Source organism: Escherichia sp. WS3063, assembly GCF_046486595.1.
In the GTDB taxonomy this organism is placed as follows: Bacteria; Pseudomonadota; Gammaproteobacteria; order Enterobacterales; family Enterobacteriaceae; genus Escherichia; species Escherichia coli.
Map to the genome: position 1 here is coordinate 132,996 of NZ_JBJQKY010000004.1, position 18,772 is coordinate 151,767.

Below are 18,772 nucleotides of genomic sequence, written 5' to 3' on the forward strand. Positions count from 1 at the left end.
GCGCGCAGTATAGAGGGTTTGCGCGCCCTTGTCACCCCGCGTTGCGCATTCCAATCGCCAGTGTCGCGGCGATATTACGTGAAGCACGGTAAATATTGTCATAAGCCCCGCGGAATGCTTCGTCCAACGTACCAATACTGGTCAATACGCTGAAGACCGCATCAATGCCATGCTGATGTACAACGCCAACATCATTGGTCAGGCTACCCGCAATGCCAATCACCGGTTTATGGTACTTTTTCGCCACGTTTGCGACGCCAATCGGAACCTTGCCGTGTATACTCTGGCTGTCAATACGCCCTTCACCGGTGATCACCAGCGTACAATCGTGAATATGTTCCTCCAGATTCAGCGCCGTCGTGACGATTTCAATACCACTTTTCAGTTCCGCACCAAGAAACGCCATTAGCGCCGCGCCCATACCACCCGCAGCTCCTGCGCCGGGGACATCTTTCACATCAACATGCAGCGCTTTTTTAATGACATCGGCATAGTGAGAGAGGTTATTGTCCAGCTCAACAATCATCGCTTCACTGGCTCCCTTTTGTGGGCCAAAGATGCGCGATGCGCCGTTATCGCCCACCAGCGGATTGGTGACATCACAAGCGACGCGAATGACGCAATCTTTTAAGCGCTGATCGAGGCCGGAAATATCAATATCATTCAGAGTATTAAGACTACCGCCGCCAAAACCAATTTCATTGCCGTTGGCGTCGCATAATTTCGCCCCCAGCGCCTGTACCATGCCTGCACCGCCATCATTTGTAGCGCTACCGCCAATGCCGATAATAATGTTTGTCGCGCCGCTCTCCAGCGCCTGCAGAATTAACTCGCCTGTGCCGCGTGAAGTGGTCACGAGTGGATCACGTTTTTCCGCAGGTACCAGCTCCAGCCCACTGGCCGCCGCCATTTCAATAAACGCGGTTTTGCCATCGCCGGAGATCCCCCAACTGGCATTCACCTTCTCGCCCAGCGGCCCTGTAACCCAGGCGTGACGTTCGGAACCCTGGGTGGCTGCAATCATCGCTTCCACCGTTCCTTCGCCACCGTCGGCAACAGGAACAGAAACGTACTGTGCATCAGGAAAAATTTCCCGAAATCCTTTTTCTATCGCCTGCGCAACCTCGCTGGCAGATAAACTTTCTTTATAAGAGTCTGGGGCGATTACGATTTTCATACCTATGCCTGTTACCACATGACGCCGGAGGGCGTTTCTCTTATTCGGCCTGGATTCCAGGCCCGGATTGCAATACGCCATCCGGGCACGACGTCATTAACGAGTAACTTCGACTTTCGCCAGTTTTTCGTAGTAGCACGCCAGGGCGCTATGATCTGCCGTTCCTAAACCATCTGCTCGCAGTGCCTGCATCATCTCCATAACCGCAGCTGTGAGCGGCAGTTGCGCGCCGACGCCGTGGGAAGTATCCAGCGCATTTGCCAGATCCTTAATATGCAGATCAATACGGAAGCCCGGCTTGAAGTTGCGGTCCATCACCATCGGCGCTTTGGCATCCAGCACGGTACTGCCCGCCAGTCCACCGCGAATTGCCTGATACACCAAATCCGGGTTAACGCCCGCTTTGGTTGCCAGCGTTAACGCTTCTGACATCGCGGCAATATTCAGCGCCACAATGACCTGATTCGCCAGTTTGGTAACGTTACCTGCACCAATTTCCCCGGTATGCACCACGGAACCCGCCATTGCTTTCATCAAATCATAGTATTTGTCGAAAATGGCCTTGTCGCCGCCCACCATCACTGACAGCGTACCGTCGATAGCTTTCGGTTCACCGCCGCTCACCGGAGCATCCAGCATATCAATGCCTTTCGCTTTCAGCGCTTCGCTGATTTCACGGCTTGCCAGCGGTGCGATAGAACTCATATCGATCAATACCGTACCAGGCTTCGCGCCTTCAATAATGCCATTCTCACCCAGCGTCACCTCTTTCACATGAGGGGAGTTTGGCAGCATGGTTATGATGACGTCGCACTGTTCAGCGATCGCTTTAGCCGTAGAGGCTGTTTCTGCACCTGCAGCAATCACGTCAGCAATAGCTTCTGGGTTACGGTCAGCAACCACCAGCGAGTAACCTGCTTTCAGAAGGTTTTTACTCATTGGTTTACCCATAATCCCCAGGCCAATAAAACCAACTTTCATAGTCATATCAATCATCTCTCTTGTTGCGGTGGTGGTTATTTTTTAAAGGTATCAGCCAGTTTCTGAGTGGCAGAGCGGAAGACGCCGAGATCGCTGCCGACAGCCACAAACGTCGCCCCCCATTCCAGATAACGACGCGCATCGGCTTCGACCGGTGCGAGGATACCGCTGGGTTTGCCGTGCGCACTGGCACGGTTAAAAATATGCTGAATTGCTTTTTGTACATCCGGGTGCGAGGCATTGCCGAGATGGCCTAATGCCGCAGCCAGATCGCTGGGGCCGACGAAGATACCGTCTACGCCTTCGGTAGCGGCAATGGCATCGACGTTATCTACGCCCTGCTGACTTTCTATCTGGACCAGAATGGTGATGTTCTTGTTCGACTGAGCGAAATAATCCGCCACGGTGCCAAACATATTGGCGCGGTGAGAAACGGAGACGCCGCGAATGCCTTCCGGTGGGTAACGGGTTGATGCCACCGCCTGCTCTGCTTCCTCTTTTGTTTCTACAAAAGGAATCAGGAAGTTATAGAAACCGATATCCAGAAGACGCTTAATAATTACCGGCTCGTTGGTCGGCACTCGTACTACTGGCGCGCTGGCGCTGCCTTTCAGGGCCATTAACTGCGGAATAAACGTGGAGATATCGTTTGGCGCATGTTCGCCATCCAGCACCAGCCAGTCAAACCCAGCCAAACCAAGAACTTCAGTGCTAATCGGGTTAGAGAGTGCTGACCAGCAACCAATTTGTACCTGTTTCGCAGCCAGTGCGGCTTTGAATTTATTCGGGAAAACATCGTTATTCATCGCTTATACCTTTGCTTATTTCTGCAATTCCATACGTTTAATGTCGCCAACTACGAAGAGGTAGCAGACCATCGCCATCAGCGCTGAACATCCCACGAAAACCAGTGCTGCATTGAAGGAGTGCAATTCACTTACCAGGTAGCCAATCACCAGTGGAGTGACAATGGAGGCAACATTGCCAAAGACGTTAAAGACGCCGCCGCAGAGACCAACAATCTCTTTCGGCGCGGTGTCAGAAATCACTGGCCAGCCCAGCGCACCAAATCCTTTGCCAAAGAAAGCCAGCGCCATCAGCATGACCACCAGCGTGGTGTTGTTGGTGTAGTTACATAAGATGATGGTGGAAGCCAGCAACATTCCCAGCACAATCGGTAGCTTACGTGCCAGGGTCAGGGACAAACCGCGTTTGATCAGATAATCCGAGAAGACACCTCCCAGCACGCCGCCCGCAAAGCCACACAGTGCCGGAATCGAGGCGACCAGACCCACTTTCAGAATCGACATGCCTTTTTCCTGCACCAGATAAATTGGGAACCAGGTGAGGAAGAACCAAGTGATGGTGTTGATAAAATATTGTCCGAAAAATACGCCCAGCATCATGCGGTTAGAGAGCAATTGCTTGATGTAATGCAGTTTGGGACCGCTTGCTGCCGCACTGCCCGGCTTTTTGTGGTCCATATCGACCACCGCGCCATTTTCTGAGATAAACTTCAGCTCTTCCGCAGACATACGTGGGTGATCTGTCGGGTTATGAATCAACTTGATCCACAGCGCCGTCAGCACAAAACCAATCACCCCCATAACGGTGAAGACGTGCTCCCAGCCCCAGGCGAAAGTCAGCCAGCCAAGCAGCGGCGAAAAGAGCGCCAGCGAGAAATATTGCGCCGAGTTAAAGATGGCGGAGGCAGTACCACGTTCTTTCGTTGGGAACCAGGCGGCGACAATACGGGCGTTCGCCGGGAATGATGGCGCTTCCGAGAACCCCAGCATAAAGCGCATAAAGAACATGGAGATCCCTGCCCAGGCCAGCGGGAACATATCAACAAAGCCTTGCAGGAAGGTGAACAGCGACCAGAAAAAGAGGCTGTAGGTGTAAACTTTTTTCGAGCCAAACTTATCAAGCAGCCAGCCGCCGGGAATTTGCATCAGCAGGTAGGCCCAGCCAAAAGCGGAGAAGATGTAACCCATCGAAACCGCACTTAACTGCAACTCTTTTGCCACTTCGGTACCAGCAATAGACAGCGTTGCACGATCGGCGTAGTTAACGGCGGTAACAATAAAAATAATCAGTAATATTAAATAGCGGGTATGCACGCCTTTCTTTTTTACGTCAACGGTGTCCAGAATCATTTTATTTACCTCGGGTACTTATGCTGATTTTTATTATTATGGGGAAGGTGTTATTTATGAGTTTTATTTATGCCGTTACGGCAATGAACTCGGGAATTAGTATAAGCAGCGCGAGAATAATAATCATTGTGCAAATGCTAATTTAATTAATACTATTTAAATATTATTTTGAGCATATGCACATAAGGTTGCGCGCTAAAGCACAGATTTGCGCTTTACCTTGCCGGACGGCACTGCAATCCCTGAAATGATTGACATTGATCACATTTCTGCGTTTAAACTCCTGACATTCTTATTTCACCCAATGAAGTCATTTATTTTTAAATGAGACCAGGTCCTCATTTTAATAACCCCTGGCTGGAGAATATTGCACAATGGCCAACATCGAAATCAGACAAGAAACGCCAACTGCGTTTTATATAAAAGTTCACGACACAGATAATGTGGCAATTATTGTTAATGATAATGGCCTGAAAGCAGGAACGCGTTTTCCGGATGGGCTGGAATTAATTGAACATATTCCCCAGGGGCATAAAGTCGCATTGCTGGACATTCCAGCTAATGGTGAAATTATTCGTTATGGCGAAGTGATTGGTTACGCCGTGCGCGCAATCCCACGCGGAAGCTGGATCGACGAATCAATGGTTGTACTACCGGAAGCGCCGCCGTTACACACGCTGCCACTGGCAACCAAAGTCCCGGAACCCTTACCGCCGCTGGAAGGATACACCTTTGAGGGCTATCGCAATGCCGATGGCAGCGTGGGCACTAAAAACCTGCTCGGCATCACCACCAGCGTCCACTGTGTAGCAGGCGTGGTGGACTATGTAGTAAAAATCATTGAACGCGATCTGCTACCGAAATACCCGAACGTCGATGGCGTGGTGGGGCTGAATCATTTGTACGGCTGTGGCGTGGCGATTAACGCACCGGCGGCAGTTGTGCCTATTCGTACCATCCACAATATTTCGCTGAACCCTAACTTTGGCGGCGAAGTAATGGTGATTGGTCTGGGTTGTGAAAAGTTGCAGCCTGAGCGCCTGCTGACTGGAACGGATGATGTGCAAGCTATTCCAGTAGAAAGCGCCAGCATTGTCAGTTTGCAGGATGAAAAGCATGTCGGCTTTCAGTCCATGGTCGAGGATATTTTGCAGGTCGCCGAACGCCATTTGCACAAACTGAATCAACGGCAGCGAGAAACCTGTCCGGCTTCAGAACTGGTTGTCGGCATGCAGTGCGGCGGCAGCGATGCGTTTTCTGGCGTAACGGCAAACCCGGCGGTTGGGTATGCGTCTGATCTACTGGTGCGCTGCGGCGCAACGGTGATGTTTTCAGAAGTCACGGAAGTGCGTGACGCGATCCATCTGCTGACACCACGCGCAGTGAACGAAGAGGTCGGCAAACGGCTGCTGGAGGAGATGGAGTGGTACGATAACTATCTCAATATGGGAAAAACCGACCGCAGCGCCAACCCTTCGCCGGGGAACAAGAAAGGCGGTCTGGCAAATGTGGTGGAGAAAGCGCTCGGCTCCATTGCTAAATCGGGTAAAAGCGCAATTGTTGAAGTGCTGTCGCCTGGTCAACGCCCGACTAAACGCGGATTAATTTACGCCGCGACGCCAGCCAGCGATTTTGTCTGTGGCACGCAACAGGTGGCTTCGGGTATCACCGTGCAAGTGTTTACGACCGGTCGTGGTACGCCGTACGGCCTGATGGCGGTACCCGTCATTAAAATGGCAACCCGCACCGAGCTGGCGAACCGCTGGTTTGATTTAATGGATATTAATGCGGGCACCATCGCTACCGGCGAAGAAACTATTGAAGAGGTGGGCTGGAAGTTGTTCCACTTTATTCTCGACGTCGCCAGCGGGAAGAAGAAAACCTTCTCAGATCAATGGGGACTGCATAACCAGCTGGCGGTGTTTAACCCGGCACCGGTGACCTGATTTCTTTTGGAACGTCCCTCGCAAAACATGGCCTTAGTGCCATGTTTTTATTGTTTAAAGTCCCCACGCCCATTAATAATGCATTTGCATTACCTTAGTTCAAGCTTATAATTTGAGCAGAAAACAGGCTGTAAAAGGACAGTGAATCATGCCCGCTAATGCTCGCTCTCACGCTGTACTGACCACTGAATCAAAGGTCACGATACGCGGACAAACAACTATCCCCGCGCCAGTGCGTGAGGCCTTAAAACTGAAGCCAGGCCTGGACAGCATTCATTACGAAATTCTGCCTGGTGGGCAAGTATTTATGTGCCGACTGGGAGATGAACAGGAGGATCATACTATGAATGCATTTTTGCGTTTTCTGGATGCAGATATCCAGAACAACCCGCAAAAAACTCGTCCATTCAACATTCAACAAGGAAAGAAACTTGTCGCTGGCATGGACGTCAACATTGATGATGAGATTGGCGACGACGAATAATGGATTTTCCACAAAGGGTTAATGGTTGGGCGCTATATGCTCATCCCTGTTTTCAGGAAACCTACGACGCTTTAGTTGCCGAAGTCGAGACATTAAAGGGAAAAGATCCTGAAAATTATCAGAGAAAAGCCGCCACAAAGTTATTGGCGGTAGTCCATAAAGTGATTGAGGAGCATATCACGGTCAATCCATCATCACCGGCATTCCGTCATGGCAAGTCGTTAGGCTCTGGGAAAAATAAAGACTGGTCACGGGTAAAATTTGGTGCTGGTCGTTATCGTCTCTTCTTTCGTTATAGTGAAAAAGAGAAAGTCATCATTCTGGGATGGATGAACGATGAAAACACTCTGCGCACCTACGGTAAAAAAACAGATGCCTATACCGTATTCAGCAAAATGTTAAAAAGAGGACATCCTCCTGCCGACTGGGAAACCCTCACCCGAGAGACAGAAGAAACCCATTGATGGTGTTCACAATGCCCGCCGAACGCATTCGTGTTGACCAGCGGGCACCCTTTCTCACTCCCCGACCAGAATCACTTCAACCCCAGCCTTTCGCAGTCCTTCCAGACTATCCGCAGGAATGCCTTCATCAACAATGATCATGTCGATACGTTGAGTATCAATGATCTTATGTAAACTGGAACGGTTGAACTTACTGGAATCGGTGACCACGATGATCCGTTCCGCAACTTCGCACATCCGACGGTTTAAACGGGCTTCATCTTCATTATGCGTGCTGACGCCGCGCTCCAGATCGATCGCATCTACACCAAGAAACAGCATATCGAAGTGGTAATTTTGCAGCGATTGCTCAGCCTGATCACCGTAAAAAGATTGCGACTGACGGCGCAAATGCCCCCCGGTCATCAGCAGCTCAACGCCTTCCGCTTCCAGCAACGCATTAGCCACGTTCATACCGTTGGTCATCGCAATTACGTCGGTGTGCTTGCGCATCAGACGAGCAATCTCAAAAGTGGTAGTCCCGGAGTCGAGGATCACCCGATGACCAGGCTGAATCAACTCAACGGCAGCTTTCGCAACGCTGCGTTTCATCGCGGTGTTCAGTGCGCTTTTATCTTCCACTGATGGCTCGACTGACGGCGTTGTGCTATCGCAGATCAACGCGCCACCATAGGCACGCACAGCGATCCCCTGCTTTTCCAGAAACGCCAGATCGTTGCGGATCGTCACAGTAGATACACCATACAACGCCGATAGATCATTAACTTGCACACTTCCTTGCTGGCGCAGGCGTTGAATGATCTGCTCTCGTCGCTCACTGGTGCCTGTCACTCGCTTCTCGCCTGAAGCGTCGGTATTACTCATAGTAAGTCCTTTCGTAAAACTTTCGTTTCATTTCGTTTTGCCTATTAACGCCTTTCTATTAAGCAAATGCAAGCCCACCTTACCCATTGGCGCAAGCTACTCTCGTTTCAGTGGCTTTCATTATGTTTCTTTTGTGAATCAGATCAGAAAACTATTATCTTTCGTTTTATTTTTATCTCACCATAGCGCAGTATCAACTGAAACAAAACGAAAGATTAATATCGCAGTAATCTGAACTGGAGAGGAAAGTGAAACATCTGACAGAAATGGTGAGACAGCACAAAGAGGGCAAAACAAATGGGATTTATGCCGTTTGTTCCGCACATCCGCTGGTGCTGGAAGCTGCAATCCGCTACGCCAGTGCAAACCAAACGCCGTTACTGATTGAAGCAACCTCCAATCAGGTGGACCAGTTCGGCGGTTATACCGGAATGACGCCCGCCGATTTTCGCGGCTTTGTTTGTCAGCTCGCCGACTCGTTGAATTTCCCACAGGATGCGTTGATTCTGGGTGGCGACCATCTGGGGCCAAACCGCTGGCAAAACCTGCCTGCCGCTCAGGCAATGGCCAATGCCGATGATTTGATTAAAAGCTACGTGGCGGCAGGATTCAAAAAAATTCACCTTGATTGCAGCATGTCCTGTCAGGACGATCCGGTTCCCTTAACTGATGACATCGTGGCCGAACGCGCCGCTCGTCTGGCGAAAGTGGCGGAAGAAACCTGTCGTGAACACTTTGGCGAAGCCGATCTGGTGTATGTCATTGGTACCGAAGTACCGGTACCTGGCGGCGCGCATGAAACCTTAAGCGAGCTGGCGGTCACCACGCCGGATGCCGCCCGCGCCACGCTGGAAGCCCATCGTCACGCCTTTGAAAAGCAAGGTCTGAGTGCCATCTGGCCACGCATCATTGCTCTGGTGGTACAACCCGGCGTCGAATTCGATCACACCAACGTTATTGATTATCAGCCCGTCAAAGCGACCGCCTTAAGCCAGATGGTCGAAAACTACGAAACGCTGATTTTCGAAGCGCACTCTACCGATTACCAAACGCCGCAATCGCTGCGCCAGCTGGTGATTGACCACTTTGCCATTCTGAAAGTTGGCCCGGCGCTGACCTTCGCCCTGCGTGAAGCTCTGTTCTCTCTGGCGGCGATTGAAGAAGAACTGGTACCAGCAAATGCCTGTTCTGGTCTGCGTCAGGTGCTGGAAAACGTGATGCTCGATCGCCCGGAATACTGGCAAAGCCACTACCACGGTGACGGCAACGCGCGTCGTCTGGCGCGTGGTTATAGCTACTCGGATCGCGTGCGCTATTACTGGCCGGACAGCCAGATTGATGACGCTTTCGCTCATCTGGTTCGTAATCTGGCGGATTCACCAATTCCGCTACCGCTCATCAGCCAGTATTTGCCGCTGCAATACGTGAAAGTTCGCTCCGGCGAGCTGCAGCCAACACCACGGGAACTCATTATCAACCATATTCAGGACATCCTGGCGCAGTACCACACAGCCTGTGAAGGCCAATAAGCAAAACAAAGAGGAACACGCTATGCCAAATATTGTTTTAAGCCGGATTGATGAGCGTTTGATTCACGGTCAGGTCGGCGTTCAGTGGGTCGGATTTGCGGGGGCAAATCTGGTGCTGGTAGCCAACGATGAGGTTGCCGAAGATCCGGTACAACAAAACCTGATGGAAATGGTACTGGCAGAAGGGATCGCCGTACGTTTCTGGACGCTGCAAAAAGTCATCGACAACATTCATCGCGCCGCCGATCGACAGAAAATCCTGCTGGTTTGTAAAACACCTGCCGATTTCCTGACGCTGGTAAAAGGTGGCGTTCCGGTGAATCGCATTAACGTTGGCAATATGCACTACGCCAATGGCAAGCAACAAATCGCCAAAACGGTTTCTGTGGATGCGGGTGATATCGCAGCATTTAACGACCTGAAAGCCGCTGGGGTGGAATGCTTCGTTCAGGGCGTCCCGACAGAGCCTGCAGTGGACCTCTTTAAATTACTTTGAGGGATTCATCATGGAAATCAGTCTGTTGCAGGCATTCGCGTTGGGCATTATCGCCTTTATCGCCGGCCTGGATATGTTTAACGGCCTAACCCATATGCACCGCCCGGTGGTCCTCGGCCCGTTGGTCGGGCTGGTACTTGGCGATCTGCATACCGGTATTTTAACCGGGGGTACGCTGGAACTGGTGTGGATGGGGCTGGCTCCGCTGGCGGGCGCACAGCCGCCTAACGTGATTATCGGTACTATCGTCGGCACGGCGTTTGCCATAACCACCGGCGTGAAACCCGATGTCGCGGTCGGTGTCGCCGTACCTTTCGCTGTCGCAGTACAGATGGGGATTACCTTCCTGTTCTCGGTGATGTCTGGCGTAATGTCCCGCTGCGACCGGATGGCGGAGAACGCCGATACACGCGGCATTGAACGCGTGAACTATCTGGCACTGCTGGCACTCGGCACTTTCTATTTTCTCTGCGCTTTCCTGCCTATCTACTTCGGCGCAGAACATGCCAAAACCATCATTGATGTCCTGCCGCAACGATTAATCGACGGCCTCGGCGTCGCGGGCGGCATCATGCCAGCAATCGGTTTTGCCGTGTTGCTGAAAATCATGATGAAAAACGTCTACATCCCCTACTTCATCCTGGGCTTTGTTGCCGCAGCCTGGCTCAAGTTACCGGTGTTGGCTATTGCTGCCGCTGCGCTGGCGATGGCGCTGATCGACTTGCTGCGTAAATCTCCTGAACCGACTCAACCTGCGGCACAGAAAGAGGAATTTGAAGATGGCATCTAATCAAACTACCCTGCCGAACGTCAGTGAAAACGAAGAAACACTGCTGACTGGCGTCAATGAAAACGTGTATGAAGATCAGAGTATTGGCGCGGAGCTGACGAAAAAAGATATCAACCGCGTCGCCTGGCGTTCCATGCTGTTACAAGCGTCTTTTAACTACGAACGTATGCAGGCTTCCGGCTGGTTGTACGGTCTGCTGCCTGCTCTGAAAAAGATCCACACTAATAAACGCGACCTGGCGCGCGCCATGAAGGGGCATATGGGTTTCTTCAATACCCATCCGTTTCTGGTGACGTTTGTTATCGGCATTATCCTTGCGATGGAGCGTTCTAAGCAGGACGTTAACAGTATTCAGAGCACCAAAATTGCCGTCGGTGCGCCGCTCGGCGGGATTGGCGATGCGATGTTCTGGCTAACGCTACTGCCGATTTGTGGCGGGATAGGCGCAAGCCTCGCGCTACAAGGCTCTATTCTTGGCGCAGTCGTCTTTATTGTGCTGTTCAACGTGGTGCATCTCGGTTTGCGTTTTGGTCTTGCACATTATGCTTACCGCATGGGCGTGGCGGCGATTCCACTCATTAAAGCAAATACCAAAAAAGTCGGCCATGCGGCATCTATCGTTGGGATGACGGTAATCGGCGCGCTGGTGGCAACCTATGTTCGTTTAAGCACCACGCTGGAAATCACAGCGGGCGACGCAGTGGTTAAGTTACAGGCTGATGTTATCGACAAACTGATGCCTGCCTTCTTACCACTGGTCTACACCCTGACCATGTTCTGGCTGGTACGCCGCGGCTGGAGTCCGCTGCGCCTGATTGCGATTACCGTGGTTCTCGGCATCGTCGGTAAATTCTGCCATTTCCTTTAAATACAATGAGGTATTAGATGTTAAGTATTATTTTGACAGGGCATGGCGGATTTGCCAGCGGCATGGAAAAAGCAATGAAGCAAATTCTCGGTGAGCAATCGCAGTTTATCGCCATCGATTTTCCGGAAACCTCAAGCACCGCGCTGCTTACATCGCAGCTTGAAGAGGCCATCGTCCAACTGGATTGTGAAGACGGCATTGTTTTTCTGACGGATTTGCTGGGCGGCACGCCGTTTCGCGTAGCTTCAACGCTGGCGATGCAAAAACCGGGCTGTGAAGTGATCACCGGCACCAATTTGCAACTGCTACTGGAGATGGTGCTGGAGCGCGAAGGGTTAAGCGGTGAAGAGTTCCGTGTGCAGGCGCTGGAGTGTGGACACCGTGGGCTGACCAGTCTGGTGGACGAGTTAGGCCGCTGCCATGAAGAATGTCCGGTCGAGGAAGGAATATGACACACGTTCTGCGCGCCAGAAGGCTGCTGACTGAAGAGGGATGGCTCGATGACCATCAGTTGCGTATTGCTGACGGTGTAATCGCAGCAATCGAACCGATTCCAGTGGGCGTGACTGAACGCGATGCGGAACTGCTCTGCCCCGCTTACATCGACACCCATGTACACGGTGGTGCGGGCGTTGATGTAATGGATGACGCGCCGGATGCGCTCGACAAGCTGGCAATGCACAAGGCACGCGAAGGTGTCGGCAGTTGGTTACCGACCACCGTAACCGCGCCGCTTAATACCATTCATGCGGCGCTGAAACGTATTGCTCTACGCTGCCAGCGTGGCGGACCTGGTGCGCAAGTGCTGGGGAGTTATCTCGAAGGACCGTACTTCACGCCGCAGAATAAAGGCGCGCATCCGCCGGAGCTGTTTCGCGAGCTGGAAATTGCCGAGCTGGATCAATTGATTGCCGTTTCTCAGCACACCTTGCGCGTGGTAGCGCTGGCACCAGAAAAAGAAGGGGCATTGCAGGCCATCCGCCATCTTAAACAGCAAAACGTACGGGTGATGCTGGGGCATAGCGCGGCGACCTGGCAACAAACCCGTGCCGCGTTTGACGCTGGTGCCGACGGCCTGGTGCATTGCTATAACGGGATGACAGGTTTACATCACCGCGAACCGGGAATGGTTGGCGCGGGATTAACGGACAAGCGCGCCTGGCTGGAACTGATAGCCGATGGTCATCATGTACATCCGGCGGCGATGTCGCTGTGTTGTTGCTGTGCGAAAGAGAGAATCGTGCTGATCACCGACGCGATGCAGGCAGCCGGGATGCCGGATGGTCGCTATACGTTATGTGGTGAAGAAGTGCAGATGCACGATGGCGTTGTCCGTACCGCGTCCGGTGGGCTGGCGGGCAGTACGCTGTCTGTCGATGCGGCAGTGCGCAACATGGTCGAGTTGACGGGCGTAACGCCTGCGGAAGCCATCCATATGGCATCGCTGCATCCGGCGCGTATGCTGGGTGTTGATGGTGTTCTGGGATCGCTTAAACCGGGCAAACGCGCCAGCGTCGTTGCGCTGGATAGCGGGCTGCATGTGCAACAAATCTGGATTCAGGGTCAATTAGCTTCGTTTTGATGGTTTGCTCCTTTATTGGGCCTTCACTTCCCCCGTAAGGCCTTTCTTTTTCTTTCGTTGTGCTCTGTGCAGGGTGTCGGATGCGACGCTGACGCGTCTTCTTCGACCTACGGTACGCCGCATCCGGCAATCGGTGAACATAGCGACGTTATCACGCAATCCTTTAATCTTCCCTTGTCTTTTCTTTCAATGATCACAAATTTCGTTTTATTTCTTTTTTCTCCATTGAACTTTCAGTTTCTTTTCTATAGATTTTAATCAACGAAAGACATCACCAAGTGAAATGAAACGAAAGGTAAGCGAAAGCGACAACGCCCGACGTCAAGTTCATCAGACTAAGGATTGAGTTATGCCAGAAAATTACACCCCTGCTGCTGCCGCAACCGGTACATGGACTGAAGAAGAGATCCGCCATCAGCCTCGCGCATGGATCCGTTCACTCACCAACATCGACGCGCTACGTTCCGCGCTCAATAACTTCCTTGAACCGTTACTGCGCAAAGAGAATCTGCGGGTAATCCTGACCGGAGCCGGAACCTCGGCATTTATCGGTGACATCATCGCGCCGTGGCTCGCCAGCCATACCGGTAAAAACTTCAGCGCCGTACCGACCACCGATCTGGTCACTAATCCGATGGACTACCTGAATCCAGCTCATCCGCTACTGTTGATCTCCTTCGGTCGATCCGGCAACAGCCCGGAAAGCGTCGCCGCCGTGGAACTTGCAAATCAATTTGTACCAGAATGCTATCACCTGCCGATCACCTGCAACGAAGCGGGCGCTCTTTACCAAAACGCGATCAACAGCGACAACGCGTTTGCCCTGCTGATGCCCGCAGAAACGCACGATCGCGGCTTTGCGATGACCAGCAGCATTACCACCATGATGGCCAGCTGCCTCGCGGTTTTCGCACCTGAGACGATCAACAGCCAGAGCTTCCGCGACGTGGCGGATCGTTGCCAGGCGATCCTGACCTCACTGGGCGATTTCAGCGCAGGTGTGTTTGGTTACGCACCGTGGAAACGGATCGTTTATCTCGGCAGCGGTGGCTTACAGGGCGCAGCACGCGAGTCGGCGCTGAAAGTACTGGAACTGACGGCGGGTAAACTGGCGGCCTTTTATGATTCCCCGACCGGATTCCGTCATGGCCCGAAATCGCTGGTCGATAACGAAACGCTGGTGGTGGTGTTTGTCTCCAGCCACCCTTACACCCGTCAGTATGATCTTGATCTGCTGGCAGAACTCCGCCGCGATAACCAGGCATTGCGCGTAATCGCCATCGCCGCGGAAAGCAACGACGTTATTACCGCCGGTCCACATATCATCCTGCCGCCGTCCCGTCACTTTATCGACGTTGAGCAGGCATTTTGCTTCCTGATGTACGCCCAGACATTTGCACTGATGCAGTCGCTGCACATGGGTAATACGCCGGATACCCCATCAGCCAGTGGCACCGTTAACCGCGTGGTGCAAGGCGTAATCATTCATCCGTGGCAGGCATAAGAGGATCGCATTATGAGCATTATCTCCACCAAATATCTGTTACAGGACGCCCAGGCCAATGGCTACGCGGTGCCTGCCTTTAACATTCATAACGCCGAGACGATCCAGGCGATCCTCGAAGTGTGCAGTGAAATGCGATCGCCGGTGATCCTCGCCGGGACGCCGGGGACCTTTAAGCATATCGCGCTGGAAGAGATCTACGCCCTGTGTAGCGCCTATTCCACGACCTATAACATGCCGCTGGCACTGCATCTTGATCACCACGAATCGCTGGATGATATTCGCCGTAAAGTCCACGCAGGCGTGCGCAGTGCGATGATCGACGGCAGCCACTTCCCGTTTGCCGAGAACGTGAAGCTGGTGAAATCGGTTGTCGACTTCTGCCACTCACAGGATTGCAGCGTGGAAGCAGAACTGGGCCGCCTGGGCGGTGTTGAAGATGACATGAGCGTTGACGCCGAAAGTGCATTCCTGACCGATCCACAAGAAGCTAAACGCTTTGTCGAACTGACTGGCGTCGACAGCCTGGCGGTAGCGATTGGTACGGCGCACGGCTTATACAGCAAAACGCCGAAGATTGATTTCCAGCGGCTGGCGGAAATTCGTGAAGTGGTGGATGTTCCTCTGGTGCTGCATGGTGCCAGCGATGTCCCGGATGAATTTGTCCGTCGCACTATTGAACTTGGCGTCACAAAAGTGAACGTTGCCACAGAATTAAAAATAGCCTTCGCTGGCGCGGTTAAAGCCTGGTTTGCGGAAAATCCGCAGGGTAATGATCCTCGTTATTATATGCGCGTCGGAATGGATGCGATGAAAGAAGTTGTCAGAAATAAAATTAATGTCTGTGGTTCAGCGAATCGAATTTCAGCATAATCATTAGTTTTTTATGATTTATCCCAATGTACTTCCCGATTAATATCGGGGAGTGCCTTAATGGAAAAGGAGATGACTAAACCTTAATAAATACATCAGTACAATATCGCAACAATAATATATTTAAAAAAATTATATTATTCAACTTTATGGTGAGGATTACACAATGAGCAGTCCAAATATTCTCTTAACCCGTATTGATAACCGTCTGGTTCACGGTCAGGTTGGCGTGACCTGGACATCCACCATCGGTGCGAATCTGTTGGTAGTCGTGGATGATGTTGTCGCTAACGATGATATTCAACAGAAATTAATGGGTATTACCGCAGAAACCTACGGCTTTGGCATTCGTTTCTTTACTATCGAAAAAACCATTAACGTCATCGGCAAAGCTGCACCGCATCAGAAGATCTTCCTGATTTGCCGTACGCCACAAACGGTACGTAAATTGGTAGAAGGTGGTATTGACCTGAAAGATGTCAACGTCGGCAATATGCATTTCTCGGAAGGGAAAAAGCAAATCAGCAGTAAAGTTTATGTCGATGACCAGGATCTCGCGGACTTACGTTTTATTAAACAACGTGGCGTGAATGTTTTCATTCAGGACGTCCCTGGCGATCAAAAAGAACAAATCCCTGACTAAATCTAAAATCGCCTTAATATTGGTTTGAGGTAATAAAAATGCATGAAATAACCCTACTCCAGGGATTATCCCTGGCGGCGTTAGTTTTCTTTCTGGGGATTGATTTTTGGCTGGAAGCCTTATTTTTATTCCGCCCGATAATCGTTTGTACCCTTACAGGTGCTATTCTCGGTGATATTCAGACTGGCTTAATTACCGGTGGCCTGACAGAGTTGGCTTTCGCCGGATTAACCCCTGCAGGTGGTGTTCAGCCGCCCAACCCTATTATGGCGGGTCTGATGACCACTGTCATTGCATGGTCTACGGGCGTTGATGCCAAAACGGCAATTGGTCTTGGCCTGCCGTTTAGTTTGTTAATGCAGTACGTCATTCTGTTCTTCTATTCCGCTTTCTCATTATTTATGACCAAAGCCGATAAATGCGCAAAAGAGGCGGATACGGCAGCATTTTCCCGACTTAACTGGACAACGATGCTCATCGTCGCTTCAGCGTATGCGGTGATTGCTTTCCTCTGTACTTACCTGGCACAAGGGGCGATGCAGGCGCTGGTGAAAGCGATGCCCGCCTGGCTGACCCACGGCTTTGAAGTGGCTGGCGGTATTCTGCCTGCCGTTGGTTTTGGCTTGCTGCTGCGCGTGATGTTCAAAGCGCAATATATCCCTTACCTGATCGCCGGTTTCCTGTTCGTTTGCTACATCCAGGTCAGCAACCTGTTGCCGGTTGCCGTGCTGGGCGCAGGCTTTGCGGTGTATGAGTTTTTCAATGCGAAATCCCGGCAGCAAGCGCAACCGCAGCCCGTTGCCAGTAAAAATGAAGAAGAGGACTACAGCAATGGGATCTGAAATCAGTAAAAAAGATATCACCCGTCTGGGCTTTCGTTCGTCACTGCTGCAAGCGAGCTTTAACTACGAAAGGATGCAGGCGGGCGGTTTTACCTGGGCGATGTTGCCGATCCTGAAAAAGATTTATAAGGACGACAAACCGGGCCTAAGCGCGGCGATGAAAGATAACCTCGAATTTATTAATACCCACCCGAATCTGGTCGGATTCCTGATGGGGTTATTAATTTCGATGGAAGAAAAAGGAGAAAACCGCGACACCATTAAAGGCCTCAAAGTGGCACTGTTTGGCCCAATCGCCGGGATTGGCGATGCGATTTTCTGGTTTACCTTATTGCCGATTATGGCGGGAATTTGCTCATCATTTGCCAGCCAGGGAAACCTGTTGGGGCCGATTTTGTTTTTCGCCGTTTACCTGCTTATCTTCTTCCTGCGCGTCGGCTGGACCCACGTCGGTTATTCAGTCGGCGTGAAGGCGATCGATAAAGTGCGAAAGAACTCGCAGATGATTGCTCGTTCGGCAACCATCCTCGGGATCACGGTAATCGGCGGGCTGATCGCTTCGTATGTGCATATTAACGTGGTGACATCGTTTGCCATCGACAGTACCCACAGCGTCGCACTGCAGCAGGATTTCTTCGATAAAGTCTTCCCGAACATTTTACCGATGGCCTACACCCTGCTGATGTATTACTTCCTGCGGGTGAAAAAAGCGCATCCGGTGCTGTTAATCGGCGTGACTTTTGTGCTCTCTATTGTTTGTTCCGCATTCGGCATTTTGTAAATGGAACGAGGCACTGCGTCTGGCGGTGCCTCTTTACTTAAGGAATTTCATCCTGTGCAAACCCTTCAACAAGTTGAAAACTATACGGCGTTAAGTGAACGTGCCAGCGAATATTTATTGGCCGTGATCCGTAGTAAACCGGATGCCGTGATTTGCCTGGCGACCGGAGCCACGCCATTACTGACGTATCATTATCTGGTAGAAAAAATCCACCAGCAGCAGGTTGATGTCAGCCAGCTCACCTTCGTGAAGCTCGACGAATGGGTGGATCTGCCATTAACAATGCCTGGCACCTGCGAAACTTTCCTACAACAGCATATCGTGCAGCCGCTGGGGCTGCGTGAAGACCAGCTCATCAGCTTTCGCTCTGAAGAGATAAATGAGACAGAGTGCGAACGGGTAACGAACCTGATTGCGCGCAAAGGCGGTCTGGATTTATGCGTTCTCGGATTGGGGAAAAACGGTCATCTTGGGCTGAACGAACCGGGAGAAAGCCTGCAACCGGCCTGCCATATCAGTCAACTTGATGCCAGAACACAGCAACATGAGATGTTAAAAACCGCGGGCCGTCCCGTGACTCGTGGGATCACCTTAGGCCTGAAGGATATTCTCAATACCCGCGAAGTTTTGCTACTGGTGACTGGCGAAGGAAAGCAGGATGCGACAGAACGTTTTCTCACGGCTAAAGTCTCTACCGCTATCCCGGCTTCGTTTTTATGGCTGCATAACCATTTCACATGCGTGATTGATGAAATGTGTCGTCGTTAACTCGCCTGGTAAAGGCGTTGTAGC

20 protein-coding genes are annotated in these 18,772 nt (G+C 51.6%); 15 read left to right on the top strand and 5 right to left on the bottom strand.

Annotation, left to right across the window (positions count from 1 at the left end; all coding sequences use genetic code 11):
- Positions 1 to 31: 31 nt before the first annotated feature.
- From garK to garP, 4 genes are all read right to left on the bottom strand, one after another.
- Positions 32 to 1,177: a glycerate 2-kinase gene (garK, locus tag ACJHYW_RS05410; RefSeq protein ID WP_001361210.1), complete on the bottom strand. Its 1,146-nt coding sequence runs from the start codon at positions 1,175 to 1,177 to the stop codon at positions 32 to 34.
- 96 nt (positions 1,178 to 1,273) lie between these two features.
- Entirely contained in the window at positions 1,274 to 2,164 is an 891-nt protein-coding gene (gene garR / locus ACJHYW_RS05415; protein ID WP_001361209.1) for a 2-hydroxy-3-oxopropionate reductase, read from the bottom strand.
- Between the two features lie 29 nt (positions 2,165 to 2,193).
- Positions 2,194 to 2,964 (bottom strand): 2-dehydro-3-deoxyglucarate aldolase, encoded by a 771-nt coding sequence (gene garL / locus ACJHYW_RS05420; protein ID WP_001058227.1) that lies wholly within the window; start codon positions 2,962 to 2,964, stop codon positions 2,194 to 2,196.
- Between the two features lie 15 nt (positions 2,965 to 2,979).
- Positions 2,980 to 4,314, bottom strand: coding sequence for a galactarate/glucarate/glycerate transporter GarP (gene garP / locus ACJHYW_RS05425; RefSeq protein WP_000599651.1), 1,335 nt, complete (start codon positions 4,312 to 4,314; stop codon positions 2,980 to 2,982).
- Between the two features lie 374 nt (positions 4,315 to 4,688).
- Here garP and garD point away from each other — a divergent pair, with 374 nt between their 5' ends.
- From garD to yhaV, 3 genes are all read left to right on the top strand, one after another.
- Positions 4,689 to 6,260 (top strand): galactarate dehydratase, encoded by a 1,572-nt coding sequence (garD, locus tag ACJHYW_RS05430; RefSeq protein WP_001273756.1) that lies wholly within the window; start codon positions 4,689 to 4,691, stop codon positions 6,258 to 6,260.
- Between the two features lie 148 nt (positions 6,261 to 6,408).
- Positions 6,409 to 6,744, top strand: coding sequence for a type II toxin-antitoxin system antitoxin PrlF (gene prlF, locus ACJHYW_RS05435; protein ID WP_001308975.1), 336 nt, complete (start codon positions 6,409 to 6,411; stop codon positions 6,742 to 6,744).
- Positions 6,744 to 7,208: a type II toxin-antitoxin system ribonuclease toxin YhaV gene (yhaV, locus tag ACJHYW_RS05440; protein WP_000347273.1), complete on the top strand. Its 465-nt coding sequence runs from the start codon at positions 6,744 to 6,746 to the stop codon at positions 7,206 to 7,208. The genes prlF and yhaV overlap by 1 nt, the downstream gene beginning before the upstream one ends.
- Positions 7,209 to 7,262: 54 nt before the next feature.
- Here yhaV and agaR read toward each other — a convergent pair whose 3' ends face one another.
- Positions 7,263 to 8,072 (bottom strand): aga operon transcriptional regulator AgaR, encoded by an 810-nt coding sequence (gene agaR, locus ACJHYW_RS05445; protein WP_000072187.1) that lies wholly within the window; start codon positions 8,070 to 8,072, stop codon positions 7,263 to 7,265.
- 248 nt (positions 8,073 to 8,320) lie between these two features.
- Here agaR and kbaZ point away from each other — a divergent pair, with 248 nt between their 5' ends.
- The 12 genes from kbaZ (at position 8,321) to ACJHYW_RS05505 (ending at position 18,748) form a co-directional block, all read left to right on the top strand.
- Positions 8,321 to 9,601, top strand: coding sequence for a tagatose-bisphosphate aldolase subunit KbaZ (gene kbaZ / locus ACJHYW_RS05450; RefSeq protein WP_000681961.1), 1,281 nt, complete (start codon positions 8,321 to 8,323; stop codon positions 9,599 to 9,601).
- 22 nt (positions 9,602 to 9,623) lie between these two features.
- A complete protein-coding gene (gene agaV / locus ACJHYW_RS05455) occupies positions 9,624 to 10,097 on the top strand; it encodes a PTS N-acetylgalactosamine transporter subunit IIB (protein WP_001295547.1) in 474 nt (157 codons plus the stop codon).
- A 10-nt stretch (positions 10,098 to 10,107) separates the two neighbouring features.
- The gene (gene agaW / locus ACJHYW_RS05460; RefSeq protein WP_000406214.1) at positions 10,108 to 10,887 is read left to right on the top strand and encodes a PTS N-acetylgalactosamine transporter subunit IIC; all 780 of its coding nucleotides are present in this window, start codon (positions 10,108 to 10,110) and stop codon (positions 10,885 to 10,887) included.
- A complete protein-coding gene (agaE, locus tag ACJHYW_RS05465) occupies positions 10,877 to 11,755 on the top strand; it encodes a PTS N-acetylgalactosamine transporter subunit IID (protein WP_001298314.1) in 879 nt (292 codons plus the stop codon). The genes agaW and agaE overlap by 11 nt, the downstream gene beginning before the upstream one ends.
- Positions 11,756 to 11,772: 17 nt before the next feature.
- On the top strand, positions 11,773 to 12,207 hold the full coding sequence (gene agaF / locus ACJHYW_RS05470; RefSeq protein ID WP_000948834.1) for a PTS galactosamine/N-acetylgalactosamine transporter subunit IIA: 435 nt from the start codon (positions 11,773 to 11,775) through the stop codon (positions 12,205 to 12,207).
- Positions 12,204 to 13,337, top strand: coding sequence for an N-acetylglucosamine-6-phosphate deacetylase (gene nagA / locus ACJHYW_RS05475; protein WP_001361208.1), 1,134 nt, complete (start codon positions 12,204 to 12,206; stop codon positions 13,335 to 13,337). The genes agaF and nagA overlap by 4 nt, the downstream gene beginning before the upstream one ends.
- Positions 13,338 to 13,686: 349 nt before the next feature.
- Entirely contained in the window at positions 13,687 to 14,841 is a 1,155-nt protein-coding gene (locus tag ACJHYW_RS05480) for an AgaS family sugar isomerase (protein ID WP_001114878.1), read from the top strand.
- Between the two features lie 12 nt (positions 14,842 to 14,853).
- Positions 14,854 to 15,714, top strand: coding sequence for a tagatose-bisphosphate aldolase subunit KbaY (kbaY, locus tag ACJHYW_RS05485; protein WP_000022766.1), 861 nt, complete (start codon positions 14,854 to 14,856; stop codon positions 15,712 to 15,714).
- Between the two features lie 166 nt (positions 15,715 to 15,880).
- Complete coding sequence (gene agaB / locus ACJHYW_RS05490) at positions 15,881 to 16,357, top strand: PTS galactosamine transporter subunit IIB (protein ID WP_000098022.1); 477 nt, start codon at positions 15,881 to 15,883, stop codon at positions 16,355 to 16,357.
- Between the two features lie 38 nt (positions 16,358 to 16,395).
- Entirely contained in the window at positions 16,396 to 17,199 is an 804-nt protein-coding gene (gene agaC / locus ACJHYW_RS05495) for a PTS galactosamine transporter subunit IIC (RefSeq protein WP_000544474.1), read from the top strand.
- Positions 17,189 to 17,980: a PTS galactosamine transporter subunit IID gene (gene agaD / locus ACJHYW_RS05500; protein WP_000534354.1), complete on the top strand. Its 792-nt coding sequence runs from the start codon at positions 17,189 to 17,191 to the stop codon at positions 17,978 to 17,980. Before agaC ends, agaD begins: the two co-directional genes overlap by 11 nt.
- Positions 17,981 to 18,748 (top strand): galactosamine-6-phosphate isomerase, encoded by a 768-nt coding sequence (locus tag ACJHYW_RS05505; RefSeq protein ID WP_012311721.1) that lies wholly within the window; start codon positions 17,981 to 17,983, stop codon positions 18,746 to 18,748.
- The last annotated feature ends 24 nt before the right edge of the window (positions 18,749 to 18,772 follow it).